The following is an 18818-nucleotide window of genomic DNA, read 5'->3' on the forward strand; positions in this document are numbered from 1 at the left end:
TCGGTCTCGTTCGAAACGGCTGCTGGATTTCATCCGGTGTCAGGTATCAGATTTCAGGGGAAATTCTTGAAGAATGCACGCTCGATCGCCCCGATGATGTCGGCGATTGCCGCGCTGTCGGTGGCGTTCGCCTCGACAACAGCGTTCGCGCCGCCGGTATACGCGGTATCGGACCCGTTCTACAGCTACCGCGACAGCATGTCGCTGGCCGAAGTCGAACCCGGTACTGTCCTGGACAGCCGGACCACGACCTATCACCTCGCCGGCATCCCCACGCCGATCACGGCGGTGCAATTGCTCTACCGGACGACCGACGCCCGGTATCGACCCAGTGCCAACGTCACCTCCATCTTGATCCCGCCCGGCGGAGCGGATCCGACACGGGCGGTCGCCTACCAGTCCTTCTACGACTCACTCGACCCGGAGCACAGTCCCTCGCGCTCGATCGCCGGTGATGTCAGCTTCGGTGGCATGGTGCTGACCTCGGAGGCCACGGTGATCGCTGACCTCCTCGCCCGCGGCTACACGGTGATCATCGCCGATACCGAAGGGCAGCAGGCGAATTTCGCGGCGGGCCCCGAGTACGGCATGAACACCCTCGACTCGATCCGGGCAGCAGTCCGTTCCGAGGCCACCGGGCTCACGGCACAGACACGCATCGGCCTGGTCGGCTACTCCGGCGGCGCGATAGCGACCGACTGGGCGGCGGCGCTGGCACCGGAATACGCCCCCGACGTGAACGCGAACCTCGTCGGCGCGACCCAGGGTGGTCTGCTGGTCAATCCCGCGCACAACCTGCGCTATGTCAGCGGCAGCGTCGGCTGGTCCGGTGTGGCCGCTATGGCGATCATCGGTGTCGCCCGCTCCTATGACATCGATTTCTCGACCTATCTGAGCGCTTACGGTGCGCAGGTAGTCGGCGCACTCCGGTCTGCATCGATCGCCAACGTGCTGTTCCAGTACCCGGGCCTGAGCTGGCAGCAGATGGTCAAGCCCGAGTACCTCGACCCCAATACCGTCGCGCCCCTTGTCGAAGTGGTCGGCAAGGTCAACCTCGCGAACGCGCCGACACCGACCATCCCGCTCTACATCGCCCAAGGCGCCAACGGAGTTCTCGAAGGCACGGACGGTAGCAAGCCGTCGACCGGCGCCGGTGACGGTGTCATGGTCGCCGGTGATGTCCGCAGCCTCGCCCGGCAGTACTGCGCGGACGGAAACCCCTTCGTCGAATACCGGCAGTACGACGAGCTCAGCCACGTTCCGACCTTGGCCGCGTGGAGTGCCGGCGCCGTCTCGTGGATCGATGCCCGCTTCGCGGGTGAGTCCGCCGGGTCGAGCTGCGGGACGATCCCCGAGGGCAACCCGCTGACATCGGATCTGTGATGTCGGGCTGCCGGTCGCTTGCGACCGGCAGCTGTCGTCATCGATCGCAACCGATCAGTGCATCACCGCTGAGGCAGATGCCGGTAGGCGGAGTAGTCGAGGTAACCCTGGTCGCCTCCGGCGTAATAGGTCGCCTCGTCGGCCTCGTCGAGCGGAAGGTCGGACCGCAGCCGCTCGACCAGGTCAGGGTTGGCCACAAACGCCCGCCCGAAGCTGATCACATCTGCGCCCAGCTCGAGCCAGTGATCGGCGGCCTTGCGGTCGGTAAAGGTGGCGCCCAACGGCTTCGAGGGATTCATGATCATGGTGCCGGGCCATGCTCGGCGCAGCCCGACCAGGATCTCCTCGTCCGCGGTCGCCTCCAGGTGCACGTACGCCAGGTCGTGCCGGGCGAGCTCGGCCAAGAGCGCGCCGTAGAGCTCGGGGACTTCTTGCTCGACCGCGTCCCAGATCCCCGCACCGGGACTGAGCCGGATGCCGACCCGGTCGCCGCCGATCGCTGCCACGGTGGCCTCGACCGCCTCGACGGCGAAGCGGATCCGGCCGGTGATCGAGCCACCGTATCGGTCGGTTCGCTGATTGGCGCTGTGGGAGAGGAACTGCCCGATCAGGTAGCCGTTGGCGCCGTGCAGTTCGACTCCGTCGAAACCCGCCTCGATCGCCCTACTCGCCGCCGCCGCGTACGAGAGCGCCTCAGGGGCGACTTCGGAAGTATCGAGCGCGCGGGGGACCGGTGCGGGTTGCGGGCCGGTCGGAGTGAAGACCATTACCTCCCGCGCGGCGACGGCAGAAGGGCCGACAGGTTGGCGACCGGTGGTGTCCGGGTGACTGATCCGGCCGCCGTGCATGATCTGCGCGAAGATCCGCCCGCCGTTCGCGTGGGTCGCCGCGGTGACTCGGCGCCACGACTGGACCTGAGCGTCGGTGTGCAGTCCCGGCGTCATCGGGCTGGACTGGCCGAGCAAGCTGGGCTGGATGCCCTCGGAGATGATCAGCCCAGCAGTCGCGCGCTGTGCGTAGTACGTGGCCATCGACGCTGTCGCCAAACCCTCGGCGTTGGAGCGCACGCGTGACATCGGCGCCATCGCGATCCGGTTCGGGAGCCGAAGGCCCGCAAGGTCATAGGAGTCGAACAGCGTTGTCTCGGTTGTCATGATTCGACGGTAAGACCTACCATTGACGTCAGAGGCAAGCGTTTGCGATGGAGGTCACAGTGCGGATCGGTCAGCTGGCAGAGCAGGCAGGGGTGAGTGTCCGTTCGCTGCGCTACTACGAAGAACAGGGGCTGCTGTACAGCACGCGCAGCCCCAGCGGCCAACGGACCTACGTCGAGGGCGCTGTCGAGCGGGTCCGCCTGCTCCAGCGCCTCTACGCCGCCGGATTGCCGAGCCGCACCATCGCTGAGCTGCTCCCGTGCGTCGACTCGCCGAGCGCCGAGCAGACCGACGAGACCTGGGCGCGCTTACTGGAGGAACGCGATCGCCTCGACGCCCACATTGTCGAATTGCTTGCCGCCCGCGACGCCTTGGACGCAGTCGTCACGACGAACCGCCGCCATCGCCAGACCTACGTCGACCGGGTCGACGCTCGCTGACCGCGAGCACCGGTGTCGATGGCGGCTTCGCATCGGGTGCAATCGGTGGCAATGACTTACCCGCAGTACGAGCAGCAATCAGAGAGTGGGTGTCGTCTCAGCCGACGTGCTCGGCGGAGCGCTTGGGCTCTGAGCGATACCGGCTGGACGGGCCATCGATCCCGAGCAGCTTCCACACCTTGCGCGCGACCGGGTTCATCAACCCGATCTCCTCGGCCAACGCACGCACATCGACGTAATAGTCGGCGAAGGTCCGCTTGGCTTCCTTGGAACCGTAGAACAGGTCCTTACGGACCTCGGCGGGCATGTCGAACTGCTTGAAGAACGACTTCGGCGGCGTCGCGATGGCACGGCCGAGGACGAACATCACAATCGGCATCGCGATCGAGAGCACAGCCTTGTTCAACGCGGGCTGGGCAGGCACGTTCTTCTTCAGGAACTCGTGAGCGAAGGAGATATGGCGAGCTTCCTCGGCCACATGGATCGCCATCACACCACGCATGATCGGGTGGATATCGTCACCCGAGCGTAGGATGTCCTTCTGGATATGGTCGATCGGCTCCTCGCCGGCGAGCACGGCCATGAAGAAGAAGTTCGGCAACAACGCACCGGCCGGGGCGGCCAGGTGACGCAGCTGACGCACCAGCGGGTTCATACCCGGCACGTCGGCGACGCGGTTGACCATCTCCTGGAACATCAGAGTGTGGTTGTGCTCTTCGATCATCTCGTGCGAGCAGTACCGGAACTCCGGGTCGTTGTTCTTCAGGTTGAAGATGTGCTGCATCATGCCGATGATCAGAATGGCCTCGAACTGCAGGCCGACCTTGGCGACGTTGGCCTGACGGACCTTGCCGATCTCGATCTTCTGCTCCAGCGGCAACGCCTGGTACCAGGGGTGGCGACCGATGGGGTCAGCCGAGGTCACCAGGACCCAACGCTCGGGCTTGCAGTTCGGGTCGAAGTCGGGGGCGTCCCAGTCGATGTCCTCGAACGGGTCGAAGTGGCGATCGACCGATGCCTCGGACAGCATCAGCAACTTCTCGGCGTACGCCTGAGCCTCGGTGACTACAGGATCGACGTCAGGGGTGGTGGGCGCAGACATTGTTATCACTGCCTCTCCTCGAAAACTGTTGCTGTGTCTTCTGGTTACCCCTAAATGTGGAACCGTAACAACGCCGAAATCGGATTCCAGCTGTCGGACCGTAGGCGCCGAGCTCGAGCAGATATAAGGGTTTGTTGAGAGTGTGAACTGGGTAAGGACGCCAGGGTCTACTCGCTGGTAGCTTGTTGTGGCGTGTATCGCAATCTGCAAAAGCCCGGTGCGTCGGTGCGGGGCCCGGCGGACATGCGTCTACTCGCGCTGCCTGGTCAGGAGTTGCTTTGTTCAGTGAAGGAAATCTGAATTTCGTACAGAGCCCGGACGGTCATGCCGGGGCAGGTCTGTCGGGTGCACGCCGGTGAGTGCACCGATTCCTCGTTATTCGATCTCATCCCCACACGGGCCGTTCCTCTCGCCACAGGAGTTGGTGGCCGCGATCCATGGGCGCAGCGACTGTGATCTGCCGTTGGCGCGATGGGCTCGCACTCTCGGATCGTTGTATCGGGACTGGCTGTCCGAGCCCACTGCTGTTCGTGTCGGCCAACAGATTGTCGAGGTCGTGCACGACATCGACGTCTGGATCACCGCCCGACTTCCGCGCCCGCGCCCAGGTGTTCCGCGCGCCACCGATTCGGTGGGCGGGGTAATCGGTCGGGTCGCCGAGGCCGCTGCCTGCGCTCAATGGGCGCTACACAACACCCAGGACACCAACCAACGGCACCGAGCGTGGAACCATCTCGCCGAAATGCGCGAAGGCTACGAAGATATGGTGCGGTTGATACTCGATGGGTCTATCCATCTACCTAAGTCCTGGCCCAGCATCAGCTGGTCGGGCGCGACGATGTAGCTGTGGTCGCGATCCGGGCGAGTAACTCGCGAATCCGGATTGGTCCTGTGAAGACCGGGTAGGCACCAACCTATGGAGCTGATCGTTTGATCGCTACCCGAATCTCGATCAGGAGAGGTAGCAATGAAGGCAGTCACTTGGCAAGGCAAACGTAAAGTCGCCGTGGATACGGTGCCCGATCCTGAGATCGAGGCCCCCACCGACGCCATCATCCGGGTCACTTCTACCGCGATTTGCGGCTCGGATCTGCACCTGTACGAAGTACTCGGTGCCTACATGAGCGAAGGCGACATACTCGGCCACGAACCGATCGGCATCGTCGAAGAAGTCGGGTCGGCGATCACCGACCTCGCTGTCGGCGATCGCATCGTGGTTCCGTTCCAGATCAGTTGTGGTCACTGCTATATGTGCGACCACGGTCTGATGACCCAGTGCGAGACAACGCAAGTGCGTGAACAAGGCAGCGGCGCGGCATTGTTCGGCTACTCCAAGCTCTACGGTCAGGTCCCGGGCGGTCAGGCGGAATACCTGCGAGTACCGCACGCGGACTTCACGCATATCAAAGTACCCTCGGGGCCGGAAGACACCCGATTCCTCTACCTGTCCGACGTGCTGCCGACCGCGTGGCAGGCCGTCGAGTACGCCGAGGTGCCCGAGGGTGGCTCGCTCACCGTGCTGGGTCTGGGCCCGATCGGCGACATGGCCTGTCGGATCGCAGCCCAGCGTGGCCTGAAGATCTTCGGGGTCGACCGAGTGCCCGAACGGCTCGCTCGCGCAGCGCGATTCGGAGTCGAGACCATCGACTTGGATGCTGCTGGCGGTAAAGTCGCCGACATCATTCGCGAGGCCACCCATGGGCGCGGCACCGACGCGGTAATCGATGCGGTCGGTATGGAAGCCCACGGTTCCCCGGTTGCGGCCACCGCGCAATGGTCGGCCTCGCTCCTACCGGACGCGGTGGCGGAAAAGCTGATGAACACCGCGGGTGTGGACCGCTTGGCGGCGCTGCAGCTGGCTATCGACATCGTGCGGCGGGGCGGCACGATATCTCTGGTCGGCGTCTACGGCGGCATGCTCGATCCACTGCCGATGCGAGTCCTGTTCGACAAGCAGATCCAGCTCCGCATGGGGCAGGCCAATGTCAAGCGATGGGCCGAGGACATCATGGTGCTGCTGGGCGATGACGACCCGCTCGGCGTGGAAACCTTTGCCACCCACCGGCTCCCGCTCGCATCCGCACCCGAGGCGTACGAGATGTTTCAGCACAAGACCGACGGGGCCGTCAAAATAGTTCTCGACCCCGCCGTTCAACCGGGCTGAATGGCGGAGGTGTCGTCGAACCATCGGGGCAACGTGACGGTGGGCACGATGACGACACGGCGCGCTCGACGACGAGTCCCGGGACGATATGAGCGCTACGAGACTCCGAGGGGTGATGATGAGCTATGCGGACACGCTTCCATGAAGATCTCGAGCAGCTCGCAAACCAGCTACACACGATGTGTCTGCGCGATCGGGCGGCGATCGCGGCGGCGACAGGTGGGCTACTCAACGCGGATCTGGAACAGAGCGAGCGGGCCATCGAGATCTGTCAGGAACTCGACGCCCTGCGCGATCAGTGCGAACGCACTGCCGTGGCGCTGTTGGCGTTGCAGTCCCCGGTGGCCGGCGAGCTTCGCAAAGTAGTCACCGCGATCCAGCTGGTCGCCAACCTGCACAGAATGGGCGCCCTCACCGAGCACATCGCCGACATCGCGCGGCGTCGGCACCCCGAGCACGCGGTCCCTGAATCGATGCGCTCGATCGTGGCCCGGATCGGTGCGGCGGCGGTATCGATGGCGACGGCGGCCGCCGCGGTACTGGCCTCCGGCGATCCCGAGGATGCCGCCGGGTTCGAAGCCCAGGACGACACCATGGACCGGTTACATCGCGAACTGCTGACCGCTGTGCTCGCCAGCAACGAGCACGGTAACAAGGCGATGGTTGTCGATATGACGTTGCTGGGCCGCTACTACGAGCGGTTTGCCGATCACACCGTGGAAGTCGGGCGCCGAACGATCTTCATGGCCACCGGCTGCACACCCGAGGAGTGGGCTGCTGCCCGACACCGCGATCAGTAGTGCATCGGCCGCCCACGAACCACAGGTAACAGCAGCATCACGACCCGAGACAAACAGGGATCGACGTGCTCAAATGGGGGATATCAGTCGATCTTGACTGCACAGGACCGGCCGAGCAGCAGTGTGGCTTGCCGGTGGGTCCCACCGACCGGCGCGCACGCGCAGGGCCTGCACTCACATCGCAGCCATCGTGATTACCACCGCACATTTCGAAGGTATCGACACGAGGACATCGGCTCATGATTCACGATCTCGAACACAGCCCCGCCCGCTTCGCCGACTCCGACGATGATCCAGAGCAGACGTCGCTGAGCTGGCCCGACCCCAGCCCATTGCAATCCTGGTGGGACGAGGTCATGGGCGGCGGCTCACCACTTGCCAAGCCTCGAACCATCCGTTCCAGCGGTCAGCAGGCACCCTCGCTGCGTTCGGCATAGAGGGTCACGGGACATCCGTGCCATCCTCATGATCCGGGCGTGCGGGCGGTGGGTCTCGTTGGTACACATGCCCGTCGGCGGAGTGGGTCCGCGGTGAGCGGGTCAGCCAGATCGGTGAATACCGGCAGCCATTCGGTGAGCCCGGTCATGGTGATGATCCGGGAGAGGACCGAGGGCACCGGATCGACCGCGCTGACCCGGATGCCTCGGGCAGCGCCCTGCTGAGCGCAATGAGCCAGGTCCAGGACCGACCGGCACCCGATGAAGAAGGCGGCGTCGACATCGACGACCAGACACTTGGATTCCTCGGCCGCGGTGAGCGCGGTGTCGAGAATATAGCGCCACCGGTTCTGGGTGTAGGCGTCGATCTCGCCGTACACGGTCAAGATCGCGGCCGTACGCCGCATGCGCAGTTCTGCGCGCAGTCGCGTGCAGGTGTCGAGGGGGTCACCGTCGACAAGGACGGACAGGTCTTCGCTGTCGCGGAATCGGGGATCCATGAGAAGCCGTCCTCCTCAGAGCGTCGGCGGGCCCTCCGTACTTCCCCGCCGGAGCATGTTCGATCAAGATCGGCTGGTGTGCCTACATTGGAGCACCTGGATCCATGGTTGTGCGCGTCTGTGATGCTGTTGTTGCCTGTGATTTGCTTGAGTCGATGCGCCGCGACGCCCGGCGACCGAGCGACGTACAACAACAGTGTCGCTAGCGGTCGCGAGGCGTCGCGTCGAAAGCGGTCTAGGTGAAGAAGAAGCGACGCTAGCCAGACAACGGAGGGAGCGGTGCGGTGGCCGGACCTTCCAGGACGGTGCCGTTGGGGGCGAAGCGGGAGCCGTGCAAGGGGCAGTCCCAGGTCTTTTCGGCATCGTTCCAGTTCATGATGCCCAGCAGGTGGGTGCACACCGCCGACACGGCGTGAGTCTGACCGTCGACGGTGCACCGCGCAGTCGGCTGAAGGCCATGACGGTCGACAGTTCCCTCTCCTTCAGCCGGCGTCGTTGCGGAGCCGGGATCGAGCAGACGAAGCCATCCGGTCGAGAGATGGCGGGCCACTGCGGCATTCGCTTGCGCGCCCGCGAATACCGTCTTCACCGCGCCGGTGTGCCAGCCGTCATAGGCGCCCGGCCATGCGGGCTGTCGCCCGGTGAGGCGGTCGGCCAAAGCGAGCGCTGCGGCGACGCCGTTGGTGATGCCCCATTTGGCGAAGCCGGTCGCGCAGAATACGTCGTCGGCACCGAGCTGCACGGCGCCGACGTAGGGCAGTTCGGAGATCGGGTGGTAATCCTGGGCAGACCAACGGTGGAGGAGTCGTGCGCCGGGAAACCAGCGATTCGTCCAGTCCATCAATTCCGCGACGTGATCGGCTTCGGAATCGACGCGGCCGACATCGTGGCCGTTGCCACCGACCAGCAGTACGTCGCCGGCCTCCGTCGGGCACCAGCGCAGCGAACGGATCGGTCGACCGGCGCTGACGAACATCTCCTGCGATACCGGATCCGGGACCTGGAATGCGGCCAGGTAGGACCGCTGGGCGATCAGCTGCCCGAAGATTGCGCGGCGGTCGAAGACAGGTGATCCGGTCGCCACGATCGCATTCGCCGCGGAGACCTCACCATGGTCGGTTCCGATCACGACGCCGTTCTTGTGTCGACGAAGACGCCGCGCGCGAGTCGATTCGAAGATCTGACTGCCATGCGCCTCGCTATCGGCCGCGAGTGCGGCGAGGACGGCGACCGGGTCGACTTGTGCCTGCTCCCTGAGTCGGACACCGCCCTGGGTGGGAAATGGCAGCTCCAGCTCGTCGATCAGTTGGGTCGGCAGGCCGACAGCGCGGGTGGCCTCGTACTCGGCGCGGACTGCCGCGGCTTCGTCGGCACTCTGCGCGTAGGTGACCGCGGGGACGCGCTGGGAAGCGATGTCGTGGTTGGCACAGAATTCCAGCAACCAGTCGAAACCGACCTGATTGGCGGCTATGTATTGCGCCAGGACTTCGGTGCCGTGCCGGTGGGCGATGGCCTGGGCGCGAGTTCCCTGCAGCAGCGAGATCTTCGCGGTGGATGCGCCGGTGGTAACGGCACCGATCTGACGTGCCTCGAGCACGGCGACCTCGCGGCCGCGCTCGGCCAACACCGACGCGGCGGCCAATCCGACAATCCCGGCACCGATGACCACGGTGTCGACCTCGATGTCACCGCCGAGAGGTGCTCTGGTCGGCGTCGGTGCGTCGGCGAACCAAAACGATGTCATGGGGACCGCATACCCCGCTACATCGAACGAAACTATCGTGAGCGCGCGGAAGCGGTCCGCCGTCGCTCTGTCCATCTGCTCGAGAGTATGGGTTGGCGCCCGCCTGCCGCTCGGACTCGGTCCATCCGCATCAATTTTCGGGATGCGGTGTCAGGTGGAATTGTCCAGCTGATCGTTTGTCTTTCCAATCGGGGGTATTCCACTGGAGTAAGGACAACACGGGGGATGCGAGGAGTAGCAGAATGAGCACCACCAGTGTAGTCGTGACTATCGTCGTCGCAGTCGTAGTCGTTATTGTGCTTGCTGCCGTCATTATGGCGTTGATGCGGAGTCGGCGTGAACACCGTCGGGTCGACGCGGCGGGAATCCGCGATCGGGCGGCGGAACAGGAATTCGAGGTCGGACAGCGAGAGGCGCGGGCGGAGGAGATCGCCGCCCGAAGCCGTGCGGCCCAGGCCGAAGCCGACGCCAAAGCCGCGCATGCCGAACAGCTTGCCCAGCAGGCCCAGGTGCATCACAGCGACGCGGCGGAATCGCGCGCCGACCTGGACGCAGAATGGGAGCGTGCGGACACGATCGACCCCGATAGCAAGCCGGGTCAGCCGAAGGAAGATCCGGAACGGCCGCCGCGCAGCACCTGAATGCCTTCGGCGGGAAGTGGCTCGCACTCAGTGGGAGTGCGGCCTGGGGATTTGAATGCCTGCGGCACGGAGCTCGTTCTCGAAAACCGCGGCCGCTCGGGTCGTGGCCGATTCCCGATCCTCGCCGTGGCGGGCGATCAGCGTGTACCGAGTCGCGGCGTCGGTGCGCGCTTGCAGGGCAGTCACAATTTTCAGGTGTTCGGGGTTGGCGAGGTAATGCTCGGCCATGGCGGTGGCGAGCTCGGTGATGCGGGGATCGTCTGGTTGCCAGGCCGCGGCTTCAGCGGCGCGCTTGATCAAGGCGACATAGTCTGGGTCGTCTAGCGCGTGCTCGACATGGGTGAGGTAATCGTCGAACCCTTCGGGGACAAGGGCTTTGGCCAGCACCCAGCCCTCCTGAGCCTTCGCTACTTCCTCGATGGCGAAGCCGAGGCCGGTCATCCGCTCGAGCAGCGCCACCGCGCGGTCGCCCAGCAACGCCCGGTCGCCATCGGCGAGCCGGTCCAGCGTGTCACGTCGCGCGATCAAATCCTCGATTCGTTCGGTGAGCTGGCGCCCGACGTCGGCAAGTGCGGCAGCAAACGACGCGGCGTCGGCGGCGAGCATGGGCCCGACCTCGGCGAGCGGCACCCCGGCGGCGGCCAGCGTTCGCACCTGCACCAGTCGCGACAACTCTGCTGACCCGTACCGACGGAACCCGGAGCTGTCGCGGTCGGGCTCCGCTACCAAGCCGAGCTTGTGATAGTGCCGCACCGTCTTCACCGTGACACCGACGAACGCCGCCGCCTGCCCGATCGTGACCCCGTTGTTCATCTGCTCAGACTGCCTTGTGTGCGCATGACAAGAATTCCTTTGAGCCCGTTCGTGACTGGGTGAGTGGAGTGCGGCGTCGTCCCGGTCGTCGTGCTACAGACCCGGGTCGGCCTGACCGCCTCCGAACACCTCGGCGAGGAGCTTTTGCTGGGCGGTCTGGAACGGCACCGCCACAGACATCGCGGAGTCGTCTACGCAGGTCAGCGAGGCGGTCATGGTCTTGGTGCCGTCGGGGGTGGCGTACATCAGCGTCGCATAGCCCGCGTGGCCGCCGTTGTGTGTGATGACGATGCCGCCGCCGTCCGGACCCAGGTCCCGCACGAAGACCCCAAGCCCGTAGTCCATCGTCGGGATGCCCGTCGGCCGCGGTGTGCACATCTGGGTCAGCAACTCCGGCGGCAGGAGCTTGCCACTGAGCAGCGCGGAGATGAAGGTATGCAGATCCCGGGTGGTCGAGATCATGTCACCGCCGCACGGGTTCCAGGAGGGGTTGTGGCGGGTGACGTCGACGATCTTCTCCTCGCCGTCGTCCTCGAACCGGTAGTAGGCGTGGGCGTGCGGCTCGGGAATCTCCGGTGAGTTCTCCGGAACCACGGTGCCCGACAGGCCGAGCGGTTCGATGATCAGGCGCTGCATCTCCTCGGCGAAGGAGCGGCCGCTGACCTTCTCGATCAACAGCCTGGCCAGGACGTAGTTGGTGTTGGAGTAGCTCCAGCTCGTGCCGGGCTCGAACCGCGCGGGCTTGGACAGTGCGAGCTCCACCAGATCCTGCGGCCGATAGGCGTGGAATCGGTTGTCCACCCACTCTTTACCCAAGGGGGTGCCAGGTGCGGGGATCCCGAGCACGATCGTCCCGTCTTCGTACATCTCGCCGGTGAAGTTGAACACGCCGCTGGTGTGCTGCAACAGCATCCGCACCGTGATCCGCTCGTCCAGCCCGAGCTCGGGCAGATAGTTCACCACCGGGGTCTCGAGGTTGATTTTGCCCACAGCTACCAGCTTCAGCACCAGGGCCGCGGTGAATGTCTTTGTGTTGCTGGCGATCCGGACATGCCCGTCGATCGGGGGCTTCGCCGTTCCGCCCAGCTCGGCCACCCCGGCACTGCCGACCCACTCGCCCCGCTCGTCGTGCACGCGCAGCGACACTCCGAGGAACCCGGACTCGACGATCTGCTCGATCGCCTTCTGCAACTCCGGGCGATCTTGTCCGGCGGCGGCCGTCCGCAGAGTGTTCTCTTCCTCGCCAAAAACGGTGATCGACATGGTGGTTTGCTCCTTCGATATCGTGTCGGCTTCGTGCCGCTACGACGAGGTTCCACCCTGACCTAAGGTCAACTGCAATAGTGATCTAGCTCATATCTCGCCTGGGGCTGGGACAGATTCGAAGCAGAACTGACGACACGTACATGCCCGGCTCGGCCCGCAGCTGGGATCTATCGGCGGCGCAGTCTCCGCCGATGGCCACCGCCACAGCTGGATCCAATTACACACATGTCGAATTCGCGCGATAGGACCATCAATCCGTCGTGCTGGCGTGTGCTGCGATAATCCGCCAGCCATGCGTATCGTCGTGCAACCAGGAACGCGTGTAACGCATCCTGGCTCCGAAAGGCTCGCCGTTGACGGTCCCCTCGACGGTCCCGAGAAACCAGGTCACCCCGGTGCGTCCGTCGGCAAGTACGCTCAGCTCTTCCTCGACCAGGGCCGTCATCACCTGCGTCCGGGTGCGGTGAAGCTCCAGGTCATCCGTCTTGGTGTAGGTGTCTGCGCCGAAGGTGAAGATCAACCGGTCATCGAGCAGACGATCCAGCGCCTGCACATCCCCAGCAAGTTGCGCGGCCTGCAACCGCCGCTCAGCGTCTCGCAAGTTCTCCATGCACCTCACCTTGCCAGCCGATGTCGTACTCACGCCACGATGTTCGCGTTCGGCTGAGAACGTCAGGTGATGCCGACCGGCGCGCGAAGGGGGTTGTGGCCACACATATTCCGTGGAACGCCGGGTGCCGGCCATCTGTTGTGCCCGCCGAACCGGCTCGACCGCTCAGTTATCGGCTGCCGTGATTCCCCATACGAGGCAGAACGTATGACCTGCGGGGTCACGGAATACCCTGAAGTTGTCTTCGCCGACAGCATCGGTCACACGGGTAGCGCCGAGACTCAGCACATTTCGCTGCGCCGACTCGATGTCTCCGACTTCGATGTCGAGGTGGAATTGTTGCGATCCTCGTGGGTCCGGGAATCGCGGAGGCTCATGTTCGGGCGCGAGCTGGAATGCGAGACGCCGCCCCTGCGAATCGGTCAGGACCGTCCACGTCTCATCGGTGTCCTCGACAGTGCCGCCGAGCAGTTCCCGGTAGAAGCGCGCCAGTCCGGCCGGATGCTTACAGTCGATTACCACCGAACGAAGGTTTCCGATCATGCACCCCGAGTTGCCGTCGTACGAGGGGTTAAACCCCGGCAGAAGCGAGCGAGCGGTGTCTCGACACAACGACAGCGCCGGCTTGCTGCGCCACCTGTCCGCAGGGTATCTTTCGGTGCACATATGTTCACTGAAAGGGTTTCGGGTGCCTGTCGCGGAACTGTCGATGCGATCCACGCCGACCCTTCGCTGATGGGTCCGTGACCGGCCAGTGACGAGGCTTCGGCCAACGGGAAGTACTCAGCTTTCCTGTGCCGCACAAGCCCACGATGAATGGCCTACGTTCTGTCGGCCTTCCTGATCGAGCGGAAAACAATGATCACCGAGATCACCTTCCTCAGCCGCGGCACGCAGTGCGCGGCCTGGCACCTCCCCGCCCGCGCGGACGCGCTCGCCGGATCTGCAGGCCGACCCGCCGTAGTCATGGCGCACGGTTTCGGTGGCACGCGCGACACCGGGCTGCTCGGCTACGCCGAAGCCTTCGCCGATGCCGGTATCGACACCCTCCTGTTCGACTATCGCGGGTTCGGCGCCTCCGAAGGCACTCCCCGCCAAGATGTGTCGTTTCGACGGCAACGGCAGGACTACCACGCTGCCATCGCGGCCGCCCGGCAATTACCGGGTGTGGATCCCGACCGCATCATCGTCTGGGGAACGTCCTATTCGGGCGGCCATGTTCTGGCCGTCGCGGTCCAGGATCCACGGATCGCCGCGGTCATCTCGATGACGCCCGCGACTGATGGTCTGGTGACCTTGGCCCACGTCGCCCAACGAGGCGGGATCAGCCATCTGGCACGAGCGATCTCCCACCTCGGGCTCGACCTCGTGCGAGCGCTCGCACGAAGGGCGCCGCATCATGTACCGGTCCTCGGGTTGCCGGGTTCGGCGGCGATGATCATCACCACCGCGGAAGCGATGGACACCATCACCTCGATCGCAGGACCCACCTGGCGCAATGAGGTCTGTGCCCGAACCGCTCTCGAAATCGGGTTGAATCGGCCGACCACCTTCGCCGGTCGCGTGTCCTGCCCGATCCTTTTCCAGATCGGCAGCAACGACAGCGTCGCGCCACCGGCAGCAGCGCGACGGTCGGCGCAGAAGGTGAAATCGCGTGCTCAGGTGCTCGAGTACCCTCTCGATCATTTCGACGTCTACGACGGTCCATGGCAAAAGCAGGCGCTCGGCGATCAACTGCGGTTTCTGTCGGAGATTCTCGCACCCGAGCCCACGCCCGATCACGAACTGCCGTCACCCGCAATGGGTTGATACTTGCAGCCCGGTGAGCCGACGACGGGTCGGCCCACCAGGCCACCGAAGCAGGCGATGGCTTGTCGAAGCGGAATGCCTATCAGGCAGTGCCGGTTTCGTGGGCGTGGGCCACGAGGGCAGACTGCAGATACCACACCCCGTCGACGTGGGTAGGGTCCATGCCGGTGGCTCGAGCGACCCGCTGTAGCCGGTAGTCCAGGGTGTTCGGGTGAATGTGCAGCGCACGCGCGGCGGGTTGACGGTTCCGGCCGTGGCGAAGGTAGGTAGCCAACGTCTCGACCAGTTCGGGCTGATCGTGCAGAGGATTCATAATCGTCGCCAGATGCCGCCGCCCAGGACCGGGGCGGGTGAGCTGATACTCCATCACCAGATCGCGCATTCGATACAGACCCGCGGGCCGGTGCAGCACTTCGGCAAGATCGAGCAGTTCGTGGGCTTCCGTTGCCGCCTTGGGGATCTGACGGATCGGGGCATGAACGAGTGCTGCCCGCAAAGGTCTTCCGACCGCGGCTTGCAGGCGATCGAAGAGCTGATCCACGGCCCCGCCATCGGTGGTGTCATCGGGGATCAAAACCGTCCCGCCGACCTCGCTCAACTGAGCCGGCGGCGAACCGCCGACGCAGGCGGCCAGCTCCGCGCGCAGTCGCTGCAGCCAGCGCCGAGTGTCGAGTTCGCTGGGGTCGACACCGCCGCGATGCCGGTCAGCGGCGGCCAGCGCGAGGACGGCGTAGGACTCGCTGATCGTCAATCCGCTGCTGCGTGCCCACGCTGGGGTCGGCGACCCGGCCATCAGGGCCGAGCCCAACGCCTCGGCGGCGTCGGCGATCCCGCTCGCTTCGGCTCGAAAATGATGCAGGTAGGTACTGGTGAAGCTGGTCGTCACTCGTTCCAGGACCTCGGCGACGCGTTGCCCGGCAACCGTCATCGTTCTGCTGTCGGCGCTGGTCGCGCGTCGCGCCAGCTGGTCCAGAACAAATCGGAAGCCCGCGTGCGTGGCTTGTTGCACAGCCTCGAGCGCCACACCCTCGGCGGCCCAGTCGCCGATCCTGGCAGTGAGCGGGGCCGGTATATCGCCGAGCGGTCTACCTTGCAAGGCGGCGGCAATGAGATCCAAGCATCCCTGCACCACCTCGTCGGCTTCTCGCCTCCGCACCCCACACGGCATCGCCATTCCTGGTGTAGCGGAACGGCCACCGAACTGTGTCAGCAAACGCTGGGAAATGGTGTGATCGCGGCGCAGGTGCACTGCGGCCGACACCCCGGCGATCAGAAGCTCCTCCGTGCACGTACTGCTTGTCAGAACTCGATTCCGACCTCCTGTGTCAGGTGTATCGCCGTCCCTCATGCTGACTCCCAGTGCTGTTGATTGTTACAGTGATAACTGTAACCGTTGGTTGCCTCGGTAGCCATGGGTATGTCGATCTACCCGACCGCTCCAGCATCTTCTGAGCAGTTGGCTGAGACCGAGTCCGCACCTTCACAGTGCGTGCGCGAAGCACTCGCAGCTCGACAAAACTGTGCGCAGTGTCTGGTCTTGGGCATCGCCGGTGGTGGCGTGTTCGAACGCCATCACGATGGTCATTTCCTGAATTATCGGTTCGGTCAGAGCCATCTCGGACAACGTGTCGGGGCTGACACCTCTGAGCTCGCACCAGTCGATCAGCGCTCCGAGACCGGCGATCGAGGCGAGGAACTTGCGCTGCGGGCCGATCCGCCATGCGGCGCTGAGCTCGGCCAAGATCGATGGGCGCCCCGGTGGTGGGGTGATCATTTGCCGACAGCGATCGGTCAACCGCTTCATATACGCCGGGAAATCAGGCGGTGACAGCAGCTCGATCGACAACTCGAAGGGCAGTTGCTCGTGTTCGCCGAACACCGCCCCCAACAGGGCAGCCGAGCTGATCTCGACCACTATCACAGGGTGCTCGACAGCGAGTTGTCCCAGCGTGTAACACAGTGACCGACCTGCCGCGTCCGCGGAAAACTCTCCGTCGGAAACAGTGCGTTCCTCGAGGAACACTCGACGGACCGAGGACTGCCCATCGAGAAAACTTCGAGTGGTGGTCGCCAAGTCCAGATAGCACTGATCCGGGTCGCCGACCACAATCGGCACATCCCATTGCTGGGCAAGGGCTTTCGCGCGCTCCGCCGTTCCGGTGCCGGTTGCCCCGACCACAGCATGGACCCGGGATTTCGGGGTAGTGCTGATCGACATCGAGTCGCTCACTCTTCCTGGCGCAGGTCTGAGATCCGCAGTGTGCTTCGGTGCCGCCCTGGTGGCGAAGTAGTCCACCATCGCGCTCCCCGAATGCGTGTTGCGCTGATCGTTGTCGACGGTGGTGCTCACTGGGAGCCGCCTGTCGCCGAACCGGCATCCTCGACGATCATCGCGGCGGCCTTTTCCGCGATCATGATGGTGGGAGCGTTGGTGTTGCCGCGAGTGATACTCGGCATCACCGAGGCATCGACCACGCGCAAACCCTCGAGACCGAAAACCTTCAGCCGCGCGTCGACGACCGAGCCGATCGCGCACGAGGACGTCGGATGGTAGAGCGTCTGGGCGGTCCGTTGCGCGAAGGCGAGCAGGTCGGCGTCGGAATCACTGTCGGGGACAACGAAATTGCTGGAGATGACATCGCGCAGCGCCGGTCGGCCGGTGATATCGAGGGCGATCCGCAATCCGGCCAGTAGCCCGGCGCGGTCTTCGTCGGTGCCGAGGTAGTTGTGCAGAATTCGGGGGGCAGTATCGGGCGCGGAAGAACGCAATGTCACTCGGCCGCGGCTGGTCGGTTTCACCGCGCACGCACCCAGTGCGAAACCGTGCGCGACGGGAGCCCCGAGGCCTTCGTCGTAGAACAGCACCGGCGCCTGATGGAACTGCACGTCGGGTCCCGGCAGCCCCGGATCGGTTCGGACGAACCCGCCCGCCTCTCCCACATTGGAGGTCAACGGTCCGCGCCCGTGGCTTTGCAGCAGTTCCAGATTCTGCGGTGACAGTGCGGTCATCAGTGATTCGTGCTCGGTGAGGTAGTTCAGCATCACCATCAGGTGATCCTGCAGCCCTTCCCCGACCGGCAGATCGGCGAGCACGGGAATCTGGAACAGGGGCAGCTGATCGGCCGGGCCGACCCCGGACAACAGCAACAGCTGTGGTGAGCCGTAAGCCCCGGCGCAGAGCACCACCTCCCGGTCGGCGCGGATCGTTTCGACGGTGTTGCCGCGGCTGATCTGCACACCGACCGCACGGGTGCCTTCGAAGATCACCTTGTGCGCCAACGCTTCGGTGAACACTGTCAGGTTCGTCCGCTCGCCGACCGGGTGCAGGTAGGCCACCGCGGTACTGCAGCGCATTCCGTTGCGCTGGGTCAGTTGGTAGCGGCCGACACCGAGTTGGGTGGCGCCGTTGAAATCGTCGTTGCGCTGATAGCCCGCCTGTTCGGCCGCAGCCAGGAACGCCTCGCCGAGCGGATTGAGCGAGCGGCCGTCGGAGACGGTCAGTGGCCCTCCGACACCGTGGTAGGCGTCTTTGCCGCGCTCGTTGTCCTCGGCTGCCCGGAAGTAGGGGAGGACGTCGTGATAGCTCCACCCGTCGGCACCGTCGGCGGCCCACTGGTCGTAATCGCTGCTGTGGCCGCGGATGTAGATCATCGCGTTCATCGAGCTCGAGCCGCCGAGCATCTTGCCGCGCGGCAGGTACGCCCGCCGCCCGCCCAGTCCCGGTTCGGGTTCGGTGTCGAGGTCCCAGTCCCACCGGCTCTTGAACAACGATCCGAATGCCACCGGGATATGGATCTCATCGGCGGTGTCGGCGGGCCCGGCTTCGATCAACGCCACGCTGACAGCGGGATCTTCCGAAAGCCTGGCGGCCAGGACCGCTCCGGCCGACCCGCCTCCGACGATGACGTAGTCGTACATGTCGATCTCCATCCGTCCGCGCCAGGCAGTGAGCCCT

Annotated in this window: 19 protein-coding genes; 8 read left to right on the plus strand and 11 right to left on the minus strand. The window is 64.7% G+C overall.

What is annotated here, in order from left to right; translation table 11 throughout:
• The first annotated feature begins 66 nt into the window (after nucleotides 1–66).
• Nucleotides 67–1383 (plus strand): lipase family protein, encoded by a 1317-nt coding sequence (locus IBJ82_RS21690; protein ID WP_228537433.1) that lies wholly within the window; start codon nucleotides 67–69, stop codon nucleotides 1381–1383.
• A gap of 62 nt (nucleotides 1384–1445) precedes the next feature.
• Here IBJ82_RS21690 and IBJ82_RS21695 read toward each other — a convergent pair whose 3' ends face one another.
• Nucleotides 1446–2537, minus strand: coding sequence for an alkene reductase (locus IBJ82_RS21695; protein WP_194827770.1), 1092 nt, complete (start codon nucleotides 2535–2537; stop codon nucleotides 1446–1448).
• A 59-nt stretch (nucleotides 2538–2596) separates the two neighbouring features.
• Between IBJ82_RS21695 and IBJ82_RS21700 the strand changes: the two genes are divergently transcribed.
• Nucleotides 2597–2977 carry a MerR family transcriptional regulator gene (locus tag IBJ82_RS21700; RefSeq protein ID WP_194827771.1) on the plus strand — a complete coding sequence of 127 codons (381 nt, stop codon included), beginning with the start codon at nucleotides 2597–2599 and terminating at the stop codon, nucleotides 2975–2977.
• Between the two features lie 97 nt (nucleotides 2978–3074).
• Here the strand turns inward: IBJ82_RS21700 and IBJ82_RS21705 are convergent, their stop codons facing one another.
• On the minus strand, nucleotides 3075–4079 hold the full coding sequence (locus IBJ82_RS21705) for a diiron oxygenase (RefSeq protein ID WP_194827772.1): 1005 nt from the start codon (nucleotides 4077–4079) through the stop codon (nucleotides 3075–3077).
• 424 nt (nucleotides 4080–4503) lie between these two features.
• Between IBJ82_RS21705 and IBJ82_RS21710 the strand changes: the two genes are divergently transcribed.
• From IBJ82_RS21710 to IBJ82_RS21725, 4 genes are all read left to right on the plus strand, one after another.
• Nucleotides 4504–4923: a hypothetical protein gene (locus IBJ82_RS21710; RefSeq protein ID WP_194827773.1), complete on the plus strand. Its 420-nt coding sequence runs from the start codon at nucleotides 4504–4506 to the stop codon at nucleotides 4921–4923.
• A 123-nt stretch (nucleotides 4924–5046) separates the two neighbouring features.
• The gene (locus IBJ82_RS21715) at nucleotides 5047–6243 is read left to right on the plus strand and encodes a zinc-dependent alcohol dehydrogenase (RefSeq protein WP_194827774.1); all 1197 of its coding nucleotides are present in this window, start codon (nucleotides 5047–5049) and stop codon (nucleotides 6241–6243) included.
• A 125-nt stretch (nucleotides 6244–6368) separates the two neighbouring features.
• Nucleotides 6369–7043 carry a phosphate signaling complex protein PhoU gene (phoU, locus tag IBJ82_RS21720; protein ID WP_194827775.1) on the plus strand — a complete coding sequence of 225 codons (675 nt, stop codon included), beginning with the start codon at nucleotides 6369–6371 and terminating at the stop codon, nucleotides 7041–7043.
• Nucleotides 7044–7282: 239 nt separating this feature from the next.
• Nucleotides 7283–7480, plus strand: a complete 198-nt coding sequence (locus IBJ82_RS21725) for a hypothetical protein (protein ID WP_194827860.1) — start codon at nucleotides 7283–7285, stop codon at nucleotides 7478–7480.
• Between the two features lie 26 nt (nucleotides 7481–7506).
• Here IBJ82_RS21725 and IBJ82_RS21730 read toward each other — a convergent pair whose 3' ends face one another.
• Complete coding sequence (locus IBJ82_RS21730; protein ID WP_194827776.1) at nucleotides 7507–7980, minus strand: STAS domain-containing protein; 474 nt, start codon at nucleotides 7978–7980, stop codon at nucleotides 7507–7509.
• A 256-nt stretch (nucleotides 7981–8236) separates the two neighbouring features.
• Nucleotides 8237–9724 carry an FAD-dependent oxidoreductase gene (locus IBJ82_RS21735; protein ID WP_194827777.1) on the minus strand — a complete coding sequence of 496 codons (1488 nt, stop codon included), beginning with the start codon at nucleotides 9722–9724 and terminating at the stop codon, nucleotides 8237–8239.
• 323 nt (nucleotides 9725–10047) lie between these two features.
• Here IBJ82_RS21735 and IBJ82_RS21740 point away from each other — a divergent pair, with 323 nt between their 5' ends.
• Nucleotides 10048–10365 carry a hypothetical protein gene (locus IBJ82_RS21740; protein ID WP_194827778.1) on the plus strand — a complete coding sequence of 106 codons (318 nt, stop codon included), beginning with the start codon at nucleotides 10048–10050 and terminating at the stop codon, nucleotides 10363–10365.
• A gap of 27 nt (nucleotides 10366–10392) precedes the next feature.
• Here IBJ82_RS21740 and IBJ82_RS21745 read toward each other — a convergent pair whose 3' ends face one another.
• From IBJ82_RS21745 to IBJ82_RS21760, 4 genes are all read right to left on the minus strand, one after another.
• Entirely contained in the window at nucleotides 10393–11178 is a 786-nt protein-coding gene (locus tag IBJ82_RS21745; RefSeq protein ID WP_194827779.1) for a MerR family transcriptional regulator, read from the minus strand.
• Nucleotides 11179–11271: 93 nt separating this feature from the next.
• The gene (locus tag IBJ82_RS21750) at nucleotides 11272–12441 is read right to left on the minus strand and encodes a serine hydrolase (protein WP_194827780.1); all 1170 of its coding nucleotides are present in this window, start codon (nucleotides 12439–12441) and stop codon (nucleotides 11272–11274) included.
• A 253-nt stretch (nucleotides 12442–12694) separates the two neighbouring features.
• Entirely contained in the window at nucleotides 12695–13054 is a 360-nt protein-coding gene (locus tag IBJ82_RS21755; protein WP_194827781.1) for a nuclear transport factor 2 family protein, read from the minus strand.
• Between the two features lie 165 nt (nucleotides 13055–13219).
• Complete coding sequence (locus IBJ82_RS21760; protein WP_370585412.1) at nucleotides 13220–13774, minus strand: VOC family protein; 555 nt, start codon at nucleotides 13772–13774, stop codon at nucleotides 13220–13222.
• A gap of 138 nt (nucleotides 13775–13912) precedes the next feature.
• Here IBJ82_RS21760 and IBJ82_RS21765 point away from each other — a divergent pair, with 138 nt between their 5' ends.
• Nucleotides 13913–14863 (plus strand): alpha/beta hydrolase, encoded by a 951-nt coding sequence (locus tag IBJ82_RS21765; RefSeq protein ID WP_194827858.1) that lies wholly within the window; start codon nucleotides 13913–13915, stop codon nucleotides 14861–14863.
• Nucleotides 14864–14945: 82 nt separating this feature from the next.
• Here IBJ82_RS21765 and IBJ82_RS21770 read toward each other — a convergent pair whose 3' ends face one another.
• The 3 genes from IBJ82_RS21770 to IBJ82_RS21780 all read right to left on the minus strand — a co-directional run bounded on the left by IBJ82_RS21770 (nucleotide 14946) and on the right by IBJ82_RS21780 (nucleotide 18793).
• A complete protein-coding gene (locus IBJ82_RS21770) occupies nucleotides 14946–15980 on the minus strand; it encodes a CdaR family transcriptional regulator (protein WP_194827782.1) in 1035 nt (344 codons plus the stop codon).
• 363 nt (nucleotides 15981–16343) lie between these two features.
• Nucleotides 16344–17213 (minus strand): isopentenyl transferase family protein, encoded by an 870-nt coding sequence (locus IBJ82_RS21775; protein ID WP_194827783.1) that lies wholly within the window; start codon nucleotides 17211–17213, stop codon nucleotides 16344–16346.
• A complete protein-coding gene (locus tag IBJ82_RS21780) occupies nucleotides 17210–18793 on the minus strand; it encodes a GMC family oxidoreductase (protein WP_228537434.1) in 1584 nt (527 codons plus the stop codon). The genes IBJ82_RS21775 and IBJ82_RS21780 overlap by 4 nt, the downstream gene beginning before the upstream one ends.
• Between the last annotated feature and the right edge of the window lie 25 nt (nucleotides 18794–18818).

Source organism: Nocardia sp. XZ_19_231 (genome assembly GCF_015355705.1).
Taxonomy (GTDB): Bacteria; Actinomycetota; Actinomycetes; order Mycobacteriales; family Mycobacteriaceae; genus Nocardia; species Nocardia salmonicida.

Bases quoted from the DNA above. Each gene is read 5' to 3' on its own strand.
- IBJ82_RS21735 (WP_194827777.1), bottom strand. From the start codon at position 9,724: ATGACATCGTTTTGGTTCGCCGACGCACCGACGCCGACCAGAGCACCT.
- phoU (WP_194827775.1), top strand. From the start codon at position 6,369: ATGCGGACACGCTTCCATGAAGATCTCGAGCAGCTCGCAAACCAGCTA.
- IBJ82_RS21715 (WP_194827774.1), top strand. From the start codon at position 5,047: ATGAAGGCAGTCACTTGGCAAGGCAAACGTAAAGTCGCCGTGGATACG.
- IBJ82_RS21725 (WP_194827860.1), top strand. From the start codon at position 7,283: ATGATTCACGATCTCGAACACAGCCCCGCCCGCTTCGCCGACTCCGAC.
- IBJ82_RS21780 (WP_228537434.1), bottom strand. From the start codon at position 18,793: ATGGAGATCGACATGTACGACTACGTCATCGTCGGAGGCGGGTCGGCC.
- IBJ82_RS21730 (WP_194827776.1), bottom strand. From the start codon at position 7,980: ATGGATCCCCGATTCCGCGACAGCGAAGACCTGTCCGTCCTTGTCGAC.
- IBJ82_RS21705 (WP_194827772.1), bottom strand. From the start codon at position 4,079: ATGTCTGCGCCCACCACCCCTGACGTCGATCCTGTAGTCACCGAGGCT.
- IBJ82_RS21755 (WP_194827781.1), bottom strand. From the start codon at position 13,054: ATGGAGAACTTGCGAGACGCTGAGCGGCGGTTGCAGGCCGCGCAACTT.
- IBJ82_RS21695 (WP_194827770.1), bottom strand. From the start codon at position 2,537: ATGACAACCGAGACAACGCTGTTCGACTCCTATGACCTTGCGGGCCTT.
- IBJ82_RS21765 (WP_194827858.1), top strand. From the start codon at position 13,913: ATGATCACCGAGATCACCTTCCTCAGCCGCGGCACGCAGTGCGCGGCC.
- IBJ82_RS21740 (WP_194827778.1), top strand. From the start codon at position 10,048: ATGCGGAGTCGGCGTGAACACCGTCGGGTCGACGCGGCGGGAATCCGC.
- IBJ82_RS21745 (WP_194827779.1), bottom strand. From the start codon at position 11,178: ATGAACAACGGGGTCACGATCGGGCAGGCGGCGGCGTTCGTCGGTGTC.
- IBJ82_RS21750 (WP_194827780.1), bottom strand. From the start codon at position 12,441: ATGTCGATCACCGTTTTTGGCGAGGAAGAGAACACTCTGCGGACGGCC.